Source organism: Sporomusaceae bacterium ACPt, from assembly GCA_041428575.1.
In the GTDB taxonomy this organism is placed as follows: Bacteria; Bacillota; Negativicutes; order Sporomusales; family Sporomusaceae; genus Sporomusa_D; species Sporomusa_D carbonis.
This window is the reverse complement of record CP155570.1, coordinates 3,305,325-3,316,778: the sequence shown is the minus strand read 5'-3', so window position 1 is coordinate 3,316,778 and position 11,454 is coordinate 3,305,325. Positions and strand designations below refer to the sequence as shown.

General features: G+C 48.9%; 7 protein-coding genes. All 7 read left to right on the top strand.

Annotated elements, in window-relative coordinates; all coding sequences use genetic code 11:
• The first annotated feature begins 39 nt into the window (after window positions 1-39).
• The 7 genes from SCACP_RS17210 to SCACP_RS17180 all read left to right on the top strand — a co-directional run bounded on the left by SCACP_RS17210 (window position 40) and on the right by SCACP_RS17180 (window position 11,448).
• On the top strand, window positions 40-1,176 hold the full coding sequence (locus tag SCACP_RS17210; protein ID WP_425058717.1) for an acyl-CoA dehydrogenase: 1,137 nt from the start codon (window positions 40-42) through the stop codon (window positions 1,174-1,176).
• Window positions 1,177-1,241: 65 nt separating this feature from the next.
• The gene (locus SCACP_RS17205; RefSeq protein ID WP_425058716.1) at window positions 1,242-2,027 is read left to right on the top strand and encodes an electron transfer flavoprotein subunit beta/FixA family protein; all 786 of its coding nucleotides are present in this window, start codon (window positions 1,242-1,244) and stop codon (window positions 2,025-2,027) included.
• A gap of 15 nt (window positions 2,028-2,042) precedes the next feature.
• On the top strand, window positions 2,043-3,245 hold the full coding sequence (locus SCACP_RS17200) for an FAD-binding protein (protein WP_425058715.1): 1,203 nt from the start codon (window positions 2,043-2,045) through the stop codon (window positions 3,243-3,245).
• Window positions 3,246-3,271: 26 nt separating this feature from the next.
• Entirely contained in the window at window positions 3,272-4,726 is a 1,455-nt protein-coding gene (locus SCACP_RS17195; protein ID WP_425058714.1) for a 4-hydroxyphenylacetate 3-hydroxylase family protein, read from the top strand.
• 39 nt (window positions 4,727-4,765) lie between these two features.
• Complete coding sequence (locus tag SCACP_RS17190) at window positions 4,766-6,058, top strand: acetyl-CoA hydrolase/transferase family protein (protein WP_425058713.1); 1,293 nt, start codon at window positions 4,766-4,768, stop codon at window positions 6,056-6,058.
• A gap of 406 nt (window positions 6,059-6,464) precedes the next feature.
• Window positions 6,465-9,986 (top strand): pyruvate:ferredoxin (flavodoxin) oxidoreductase, encoded by a 3,522-nt coding sequence (nifJ, locus tag SCACP_RS17185; RefSeq protein ID WP_425058712.1) that lies wholly within the window; start codon window positions 6,465-6,467, stop codon window positions 9,984-9,986.
• Window positions 9,987-10,158: 172 nt separating this feature from the next.
• A complete protein-coding gene (locus SCACP_RS17180) occupies window positions 10,159-11,448 on the top strand; it encodes a lactate racemase domain-containing protein (RefSeq protein WP_425058711.1) in 1,290 nt (429 codons plus the stop codon).
• The last annotated feature ends 6 nt before the right edge of the window (window positions 11,449-11,454 follow it).

The window sequence follows — 11,454 nt, the reverse complement described above, 5'->3', positions numbered from 1 at the left end:
TGCAATTCAATAATATAATGAGCAGGAGGATTTACCACCATGTTTGCGCTGACCGAAGATCAAAAAACAATTCAGACTGTGGCCTATGAATTTGCCAAGAAAGAACTGGAACCAACTGTTGCGGAAAGAGATGAAAAAGAAGAGTTTTCTCGTGAACTTGCCGACAAACTGGGAGAGCAGGGATTTACCGGCATCTGTTTTCCCGGCGAATACGGCGGTGCGGACGGCGATGTTCTCAGCTATATCTTGAGTGTTGAGCAAATTGCCAGGGTCGATGACGGGATGGCCATTACTCTTTCGGCTTCGGTATCTCTTTGTGCGTGGCCAATTTTTGCGTTTGGCACCGAAGCGCAAAAGAAAAAATATCTTGAACCGCTGGCTCAGGGGGTAAAATTGGGTGCTTTCGGTCTTACTGAGCCGAATGCCGGGACAGATGCGGCAGCCCAGCAAATGGTTGCGGTCAAGGATGGCGATGATTATATCCTTAACGGCAGCAAAATTTTTATTACCAATGCCGGCGAAGCCGAGATTTATGTGGTATTTGCCATGACGGATAAAAGCCGTGGTACCCGGGGTATTTCGGCATTCATTGTGGAAAAGGGAACACCGGGTTTCAGTTTTGGTAAGAAAGAGCACAAAATGGGTATACATACTTCTCTTACCATGGAACTCGTTTTCCAGGATGTGCGGATTCCAAAAGAAAATCTCCTTGGCAAGGAGGGCGAGGGCTTTAAGATCGCCATGCAGACATTGGATGGCGGCCGGATTGGGGTGGCGGCGCAGGCGCTGGGAATTGCTCAAGGTGCGCTCGACCATGCGGTTAAATATTCCAAGGAACGTTGCCAGTTTGGCAAGCCGCTGTGCGCCAATCAGGCCATTGCCTTTATGCTTGCCGATATGGCCACTCAGGTGCAGGCTGCCCGGCATCTGGTCTATCATGCAGCCTGGCTGAAAGATCAGGGGCTGCCTTATAGCAAGGAAGCCGCTATGGCAAAAATGTTTGCGTCCGATACAGCCATGCGCGTAACTACCGATGCTGTTCAAATTTTTGGCGGTTACGGTTACAGCCGTGAATATCCGGTTGAACGTCTGATGCGTAATGCAAAAATCACCCAAATCTACGAAGGTACTAATCAAGTGCAGAGAATGGTCGTCTCGGCGGCTGTACTGCGATAGATTACAGGGAGTTAAGGCAAAGTTTTTTCTCTAAATATTATAAACACAGGAGGAAGTACCCAGTAATGAATATTGTTGTATGTGTAAAACAGGTACCGGATACGACGGAAGTCAGGATTGATCCGGAAACCCACACGCTGATTCGACAGGGTGTACCCGGGATTGTCAGCCCGTTTGACAAAAATGCCATGGAAGAAGCACTTCGCTTGCGGGAAAAACACGGCGGCAAAGTGACTGTTATTTCCATGGGGCCGGCCCAGGCCGTTGAAGCGGTGCGGGAATGTCTCGCAATGGGGGCAGATGAAGCCATCCTGCTCAGTGATTGCGCCTTTGGGGGCGCCGATACTCTGGCAACTGCCTGCACGCTTGCCGCCGCAATTCGCAAGCTTGGGGACGTGGATCTTATCCTTTGCGGCAAGCAGGCGATTGACGGCGATACCGCGCAGGTCGGTCCGGAACTGGCCGAGCAATTGGGGATTGCCGTGGTTACTTATGTAGCGAAAATGGAAGTAAACGGCGACGTAGTGACTTTACAAAGAGAACATGAAGAAGGCTACGAAGTGATCGAAGCCAAACTACCTGTTCTGGTAACTGTTGTTAAATCCATTAATGTTCCGCGTATGTCTACGATTAAGGGACGGATGAAGGCTAATAAGACCCAGATTCCCGTATGGGCGGCAGGCGATATTGATGTAGATCCTGCAGTAATCGGTCTGGCGGGATCGCCTACAAAAGTTCATCGTATTTTCACGCCGCCTCAGCGGAGCCAGGGTGAAATGATCGAAGCCGCTACGGCGCGTGATGCAGTCAATCAGTTGCTCGGAAAGTTATCCGATGCCAAACTGATATAGGGAGGTAAATACGTTATGTCAGTTTATATACAACAAGAAGAATGCATTGGCTGCGGTAACTGTGTATCCGCCTGCCCGTTCGGGGCAATTGAAACAAACGGAGGAAAAGCTGTCATTACTGCCGGTTGTACGGCATGCGGCGCCTGTATCAGCTCGTGTCCGGCGGAAGCCATCGCCCAGGAGGCAGGGGACAATGTACAGGGTGAAAAAATGGATGTCAGTCAGTACAAAGGCGTTTGGGTGTACTTGGAACAATATGAAGGCAATTTACGCCGTGTGGGACTGGAACTGATGGCGCCTGGTCGAAAATTGGCTGATGAACTGGGGCAGGAACTGGCTGTGGTCATTATCGGCGACAAGGTAGAACCACTGGCAGCCCAGGCCATCGAAAGAGGCGCGGACAAGGTTTATCTGGTGGAGGGGCCGGAATATGCCCATTATAATGGCGATGCTTATACGTTGTCATTTACGCATTTGATCAATACGTACAAGCCCAATGTGCTGTTGCTCGGTGCCACCAACGACGGCCGGGAACTGGGGCCGCGTATAGCCAGTCGACTGGGAACAGGTCTGTGTGCTGATTGTACAGATTTACAGATTGATCCGGAAACCAAACTGGTTGCCTGGACTCGTCCGGCGTTTGGCGGCAATATTATGGCTACTATCTTTTGTCCGGATCATCGCCCGCAGATTGGCACCGTTCGGGGCAAGGTATTCAAGCCGGTCGAACCGGATGCATCCCGCACGGGTAAAATTGTGCGTGTACGTCCGGAAATTTCCGCCGAGGCTATTCGTACAAAATTTGTTGAAATTCTGCAACAATGCAGTAGTTCATGTAATTTGGAAGAGGCTGAGATTATTGTATCCTGCGGACGGGGTATTGGCAAACGGGAAAATCTCAAGCTGGCAGAAGAGCTGGCTGACGCATTAGGCGGTGTGGTCGGTGCTTCGCGACCATTAGTAGATTCCGAATGGATTCCGTCCTTGCACCAAGTTGGACAGACAGGTAAAACGGTAAGCCCCAAAATTTATATTGCCTGCGGTATTTCCGGTGCTATCCAGCATTTGGCGGGTATGAGTTCGTCTGATACAATCATTGCGATTAACAAAGACCCGGATGCACCTATCTTCAAAATAGCCGATTATGGGATTGTGGGTGATGTTTTGGAGATTATGCCCATATTGACCGAAGAAATACGGAAAAGACAAGGGGCATAGTGTAGAAAGCGAAGGAGGAGTAAACGATGACAATGATGACCGGCGCCCAGTATGAAGAGAGTCTGCGGAAAATGAATTTTAAAGTGTATTTGATGGGGGAAGAAGTCAAAAACCCGGTGGATCATCCCATGATTCGACCTTCGGTGAATTCGGTAAAAATGACGTATGATTTGGCGCATGATCCGCAATATCAGCAACTTATGACAGCCGTTTCCCATTTGACCGGTGAAACAGTTAATCGTTTCTGCCATCTGCATCAGAACACAGAGGACCTGGTGAAAAAAGTCAAGATGCAACGTCTGCTGGGTCAGAAAACCGCATCCTGTTTTCAGCGCTGTGTGGGAATGGATGCCATTAATGCCGTGGACAGTGTGACTTTTGAAATGGACCAAAAGCTTGGTACCGAATACCATGAGCGGTTTACCCGCTTTCTCAGGAAGATGCAGCAAGAAGACTGGACTGTGGACGGGGCGATGACCGATCCCAAGGGTGACCGCAGTAAAGCACCGCATCAACAGGACGATCCTGATCTTTTTGTGCGGGTTGTTGAAAAACGTGATGACGGGATTGTTGTGCGGGGGGCCAAGTGCCATCAGACCGGCGCCCTCAATTCCCACTGGGTTTTGGTAATGCCGACCATTGCAATGGGACCGGAAGATGCTGATTATGCGGTATCCTTCGTTGCTCCCGCAGATGCGGAGGGTATTATCTATATTTATGGACGCCAATCTTGCGACACCCGGAAAATGGAGCCGGGCGCCGATATTGATCTGGGAAACAGCCAATTTGGCGGACAGGAAGTATTGATGGTTTTTGATGATCTTTTTATCCCCTGGGAAAATGTTTTAATGTGCGGCGAGACAGAGTTTTCCGGTATGCTGGTGGAACGGTTTGCCGGTTATCACCGGCAAAGTTATGGTGGCTGCAAGTCAGGCGTTGGTGACGTGCTGATTGGCGCGGCGGCTCTGGCTGCTGAATACAACGGCGCCGACAAGGCCTCTCACATTAAGGATAAGCTGATTGAAATGGTTCACTTAAATGAAACCTTGTATGCCTGCGGGATTGCCTGTTCGGCAGAAGGGCATCGTACGGCTTCAGGTACTTACCTGATTGATCTGTTGCTAGCCAATGTCTGCAAGCAGAATGTAACCCGGTTTCCGTATGAAATTGCCCGGTTGGCCGAGGATATTGCAGGCGGGATGATGGTTACCCAGCCGTCGCAGCAGGACTTTGAGCATCCGGTTGCCGGCAAGTTTGTGGCTAAGTATTTCAGGGGAACGGACAAAGCACCTGCCGAAAGCCGGATGAGGATCATGAGATTGATTGAAAACCTTACACTAGGGACTGCGGCGGTTGGCTACCGGACAGAATCTATGCATGGCGCAGGCTCACCGCAAGCACAACGGGTAATGATAGCGCGGCAGGGAAATATCGAAGGCAAGAAAAAACTTGCGAAAGCTATTGCTCACATCCAAGAATAACAAGGATGAGAATTACTAAGAGCAGGATGGGGATTTTTGATGAATTGGCGACTAAAATATCAAGACCGTATCGTTTCGGCGCAGGCTGCGGTACGGCATGTTTGTTCCAATGATCGAATCGCGCTGGGGATGGCGGCAGGCGAGCCGGCACATCTTGTAAATGCTTTGATGGAACGGTCAACCGAGCTTCAGAATGTGGAAATCGTGCATATGTTGGCTATCGGGTCAGCTCCTTATGTCCAGAAAGGTATGGAAAAAGCATTCCGGTATAATGGGAACTTTCTTAGTGCTTCAACCAGAGCAGCCGTGGCGGAAGGGCGGGCAGACTTTACCCCCTGTTTTTTTCATGAAGTTCCCAGACTGTTCAAGGACGGGTATTTACCTGTGGATGTTGCAATGATTCAGGTGTCACCGCCGGATGAGAACGGGGAATGCAGTTTCGGTGTGTCTGTTGATTATATTGAATCCGCAGCCCGGACGGCCCGGTTAGTTATCGCCCAGATAAATACGCATATGCCGCGGACTGGCGGGACAACCATCTCTCTTGCCGATATTGACTGGATTGTCGAATATGATCAACCGTTGCCTGAAATCAAACCGCCCGTGATTGGCCCGGTAGAACGGGCAATTGGTGAACATGTTGCCACGTTGGTGCCGGACGGAGCCACTTTGCAGCTTGGTATCGGCGCTATTCCTGACGCTGTATTATTATTTTTAAAAGATAAAAAGGATTTGGGGATTCATTCGGAAATGTTTTCCGACGGGGTAGTTGAACTGGTAAATGCCGGCGTGATTACAAACCGCAAAAAATCGCTTCATCCGAACAAGTTTATTGCTACTTTCCTGATAGGGACCAAAAAACTTTACGACTTTGTGGACAACAATCCGGCAGTGGAGATGTATCCGGTGGATTATGTTAATGATCCATATATTATCGGCCGGAATAATTCGATGATTTCTATCAATTCAGCCTTGCAGGTGGACTTGATGGGGCAAGTGAACGCGGAAATGGTTGGCTCAAAACAGTTCAGCGGTATTGGCGGACAGGTAGACTTCGTGCGTGGGGCCGGCCGGTCGGCTGGCGGGAAATCGATTATTGCTATTCCGTCTACTGCGGCCAAAGGACAGGTGTCCAGAATTGTTTCTTGTTTTGAATCAGGCACGGTGGTGTCTACGTTGCGTAATGATGTGCATTATGTAGTGACTGAATACGGCATTGCCAACCTACGAGGAAAATCCCTCAAAGAAAGAGCTAAAGCGCTAATTGCCATCGCGCATCCTGATTTTAGAAGTAAATTGGAACAAGAGGCAAAATCCTTGCGGTTATTGTAGTAACTATAACTGCCGTCCCTGTATAGAATTACCTATATATAGTCTTAAGTCATATTCCATAAAACAAAGAAAAAACATTAAAAAATAAAAATATAAATTCCATTATTTTTTCAGATGTATTCTTTATGAAATAAAAATATTACCTATTTAACAGAAAAATACAGTTTATATATCTCTAAATTAGTAAAAATAAGCAATTTTAAGGAAATTAAAGGAGGAATTATTCCAAAAATGTAGAAATAATGTAATGTTAATGGAATTGTATATAGTGGATTATCGAAAATAAAATAGTATATTTGATTTTAGTAATTCCATTAATAAAAAGATTGAAGTGCGGCATGTTGGAAAGTATCTGTTCCAATTCGCCAAAGATAATAATAAATTTAGATTAGGGGTGTTATATTATATGTCAAAACGCAGGATGAAAACAATGGACGGTAATACCGCTGCCGCATATGTGTCATACGCTTTTACCGAGGCGGCAGCCATTTATCCAATAACTCCTTCTTCGCAAATGGCTGAAGTGGTAGATGAGTGGTCCGCCCAGGGAAAGAAAAATATTTTCGGGCAGCCTGTGCGGGTAATTGAAATGCAATCTGAAGGCGGCGCGGCCGGAACGCTGCATGGCAGTCTGCAAGCAGGGGCGTTATCAACTACCTATACGGCATCCCAGGGATTGCTGCTGATGATTCCCAATATGTACAAAATTGCCGGCGAATTGCTGCCGGCTGTGTTCCATGTAAGTGCGCGGGCGCTGGCAGCCAATGCTCTTAGTATTTTCGGCGACCATCAGGATGTTATGGCCACCCGGCAGACCGGTTTTGCCTTGCTAGCTTCCAGCAGTGTGCAGGAAGCCATGGACTTGGGGGCGGTGGCCCACTTATCCGCTATTAAGGGCCGGATACCCTTTCTTCATTTCTTTGACGGATTCCGGACATCCCATGAAGTCCAGAAAATCGAAGTCCTTGAATACGACGAATTAGCCAATTTGCTTGATATGGAGGCTGTCAACCAATTCCGCCGCCGGGCGCTGAATCCTGACCATCCGGTGGTCCGCGGTACCACGCAAAACCCGGATATTTATTTCCAAACCCGTGAAGCGGTTAACAAGTTTTACCGGATGATTCCCAATATTGTTGAGAACTACATGAATGAAATCAATAAGCTTACCGGGCGTAATTATCAACTTTTCAACTATTTCGGCGCTCCGGATGCCGAACGTGTCATAGTCGCCATGGGCTCGGGCTGCGATGCCATCCGGGAAACCATTGATTACCTGAACGCCCGTGGTGAAAAAGTCGGTCTGGTTGATGTGCATCTGTACCGCCCTTTTTCCATTGAACATTTCCTCAAGGCTATTCCGGCAAGTGCCCGGAAAATTGCTGTCCTCGACCGGACCAAAGAACCGGGAGCGGCAGGTGAGCCCTTGTATTTGGACGTCAGGAATGCCTTTTTTGGCAAGGCTGATGCTCCGGTTATTGTTGGCGGGCGCTATGGCCTGGGTTCAAAAGATTTTACTCCTACGGACATTGCAGCGGTGTATGAAAACTTAAAACTTGAAACTCCCCGGAATGGCTTTACTGTCAGCATTGTAGATGACGTGACCTTTACGTCGTTACCCGAATATCCGGAAGATATCAATACCACCCCGCAAGGGACTACGTGTTGCAAATTCTGGGGACTCGGATCAGATGGGACAGTAAGCGCTAATAAAAATGCCATTAAAATCATCGGTGATCATACCGACATGTATGTGCAGGCTTACTTTGCCTATGACTCCAAGAAGTCAGGCGGTTTGACAGTTTCCCACTTGCGTTTCGGCAAACAGCCGATCAAATCCTCTTACCTCATTACCAAAGCCGATTTTGTAGCCTGTCACAACCAAGCATATGTGGGACAGTATGATTTGCTGGCAGGACTGAAACCTGGCGGGAAGTTTCTTTTGAACTGTCTCTGGAACGCCGAGGAAATTGAAAGCCACATTCCGGCGGCTATGAAACGCTATATTGCCGAAAATAGTATTGAATTCTACACCATCAATGCGGTAGGTATCGCCCGGGAACTTGGCCTTGGCGGACGTATCAACATGATCATGCAGTCGGCCTTCTTCAAGCTGGCTGATATCATTCCGTTGGAAGACGCCGTCCGGTACCTCAAGGATGCGGTCGTGCAATCCTATGGCAAGCAAGGTCAGGCCGTCATTGACATGAATTTCGCCGCCATTGAGCGAGGCATCCGGAGCTTGACCCGGATTGAGGTACCCGAAGCCTGGAAAACCGCTGTCGCTGAAGTGCCTGGCGACAACAGCCGGTTGCCGGAATTTATCGAACAAGTCATGATTCCCATGAACCGCCAGGAAGGTGACAAGCTTCCGGTCAGCACCTTTAACGGTAGGGAGGACGGGAGCTTCCCGCTTGGTGTGACGGCCTGGGAAAAACGGGGTATTGCCATCCAGGTACCCGAATGGCAGCCTGATAAATGTATTCAGTGTAACCAATGTGCGTTTGTTTGCCCCCATGCCGTTATCCGGCCTCTGCTGGCAACCCAAGACGAGCTCACCAATGCTCCGGCCGGTTTTGCGGTTAAACCGGCAAACGGCAACCCGGGCTTCCAGTTCCATCTGGCCATTTCCGCCTTGGACTGCACTGGTTGCGGCAACTGCGCCGACATTTGCCCGGCCAAGGAAAAAGCTCTGGTTATGAAACCGCTGGCTGAGCAGCGCCCGCAATGTGAAGAATGGTGGAAGTTTGCCGGCGCCATTTCTGTCAAACCCGTCCCTGCCAATCAAAAATTGACTGTTAAAAACAGCCAGTTTGCCCAGCCCCTGATCGAATTTTCCGGCGCCTGCGCCGGTTGCGGCGAAACTCCGTATGCCAAACTGATTACCCAGTTGGTCGGCGACCGCATGATGATTTCCAACGCCGCAGGCTGCTCTACCGTCTGGGGTGCCAGCGCTCCGTCCATCTCTTATACGACGAATCCACGCGGCTGTGGTCCGGCTTGGGGCTTCTCCCTGTTTGAAGATAACGCCGAGTATGGTTTTGGTATGCATATAGGCGTGTCGCAGGTCCGGAAGACATTGGCGACCAAAATGAAGGAAGCTTTGCAGAACAACATCAGTGAAAACCTGAGAGCCGCCATGGAAGATTGGCTGGCGCATATCAATGAGGGGCAAGGCACGCGCGAACGGGCTGACCGTCTAACGGCCGCCCTGGAAGCTGAAAAAGGGAACATCGCGATTTTACAAGAAATTTATGACCAACGCGATTTCTTTGTCAAACGTTCCCAATGGATTTTCGGTGGCGACGGCTGGGCGTACGATATCGGCTACGGCGGTCTGGACCATGTACTGGCTTCCGGCGAAGACGTCAATGTTCTTGTATTTGATACCGAAGTTTATTCCAATACCGGCGGTCAATCTTCAAAATCTACCCCAACGGCTGCAATTGCCCAATTTGCCGCCAGTGGCAAGAAAACACGCAAAAAAGACCTGGGGATGATGGCAATGTCCTATGGTTATGTATATGTAGCGCAAATTGCCATGGGCGCGGATAAAAGCCAAACCCTCAAAGCCATTGCGGAAGCCGAGGCGTATCCCGGCCCGTCGCTGATCATTGCTTATGCGCCATGTGTCAACCACGGCATTCGCGGCGGCATGGGGAAAAGCCAGGCGCAAGCCAAGAGAGCTGTGGAATCCGGCTATTGGGCGCTGTATCGCTACAATCCGCAACTGAAAGAAGCAGGCAAAAACCCGTTTATTCTGGATTCCAAAGAACCAACGGCCAGCTTCCAGGAATTCATTAAGAGTGAAGTACGTTATTCGGCGCTTCTCAGGCAATTCCCCGAAATGGCGCAGGCGCTGTTTGACAAGGCGGAGCAGGATGCTAAGGAAAGATTGGCAACCTATAAGCGGTTGGCCGCCTATTAATAGAATAAGCTAAAACCCGCTAGGTGAGGGAGCCTTTGCATTTCAAGATGTTTCCTGAATGCAAGGCGCTCCTTACCCTTTCGCTGTTTGGGCGTGATAAAAAAATTCCGCTCGTTACCCTGGCAAGACGGATGTTTTTTGGGTAAAAACAAAAGTGAGGAGAGAGACAACAATGAATGTTGTAAAAAGGATGCTGGAGGGAATCCCTGTGCCGCGTATGGTCAGGGTGAACCAGACGTTTAATACCGAAAAAATCAGTGATGTGGCTGGAAAATTGAAAGCTGAACTGAATAAACCGGAAATTGTAGAAAAAATCTGTCCGGGAAAACGCATTGCCATAGGTGTCGGCAGCCGTGGGCTTTGTAACATTGACCTGTTAGTGCGGGAAACGGTAGCATTTTTAAAAGAGCATGGCGCAATACCCTTCATTGTTCCGGCTATGGGAAGCCATGGCGGCGCGACGGCTGAAGGACAGGCTGAGATTCTTGCCAATCTTGGCGTAACTGAAGCTACCGTGGGATGTCCCATTGTATCCAGTATGGATGTTGTTCAGATCGGAAAGATTGCAAACGGACTGCCCGTATATATGGACAAACACGCCATAGAAGAAGCCGATGGTATTATTTATATTGCACGGATCAAGCCGCATACCGCATTTCGCAACAAGTCGGAAAGCGGTTTAGTGAAAATGATTACAATTGGTCTTGGCAAACATAAAGGTGCAAGTACCTGCCATTCTTATGGTTATGGGAGTATGGGCGAGAATCTCTTACAGATGGCAGAAGTAGCTTTGAAAAATTCCCCTATTCTCTTTGCAGTTGGGACAGTAGAGAATGCCTATGATGAAATCATGCATATTACCGTAGTTCCGGCCGAAAAGATTATTGAGGAAGACCAGCGCCTGCTGCCCGTGGCCAAGGCAAATATTCCGCGGATCCTATTTGATCAAATAGATGTTCTGATTGTTGACAGGATTGGAAAAGAGATGTCCGGTGAGGGAATGGATCCAAATGTAACTGGTCGCTATGCGTCCCCCTATGCTAGCGGCGGTTTGCAAGTTAAGCAAATAGCGGTTTTGGATTTGACGGAAAAAAGTCATGGCAATGCTTCAGGGATGGGTACGGCAGATTACATTACCCGCCGGTTATTTGAAAAAATTAACTTTGAGGCGGTGTATGCCAATCTTATTACGGCAGTGCTGCCAAGTGCAGCTAAGACGCCAATCGTTCTGGATTCTGATTACGATGTCTTCCGTGCAGCTATCCGGACATCGGAGGTTCCGGATTGGGAAAAAGTCCGGCTTGTGCGCATTTCTGATACAATGAACCTGAAAACAATCATGATTTCCGAAAGTATGGTGGCTGAGGCGCGCCAAAATCCGAATCTAACCATCTTGACCGATCCTTTTGAGTTACAGTTTGATGTGAATGGCAATTTAATTGATGCTGAAGGGTATTGTTGACGACTA

Coding starts and splice junctions, on each gene's coding strand:
- SCACP_RS17210 (WP_425058717.1), top strand. CDS start 40: ATGTTTGCGCTGACCGAAGATCAAAAAACAATTCAGACTGTGGCCTAT.
- SCACP_RS17205 (WP_425058716.1), top strand. CDS start 1,242: ATGAATATTGTTGTATGTGTAAAACAGGTACCGGATACGACGGAAGTC.
- SCACP_RS17200 (WP_425058715.1), top strand. CDS start 2,043: ATGTCAGTTTATATACAACAAGAAGAATGCATTGGCTGCGGTAACTGT.
- SCACP_RS17195 (WP_425058714.1), top strand. CDS start 3,272: ATGACAATGATGACCGGCGCCCAGTATGAAGAGAGTCTGCGGAAAATG.
- SCACP_RS17190 (WP_425058713.1), top strand. CDS start 4,766: ATGAATTGGCGACTAAAATATCAAGACCGTATCGTTTCGGCGCAGGCT.
- nifJ (WP_425058712.1), top strand. CDS start 6,465: ATGTCAAAACGCAGGATGAAAACAATGGACGGTAATACCGCTGCCGCA.
- SCACP_RS17180 (WP_425058711.1), top strand. CDS start 10,159: ATGAATGTTGTAAAAAGGATGCTGGAGGGAATCCCTGTGCCGCGTATG.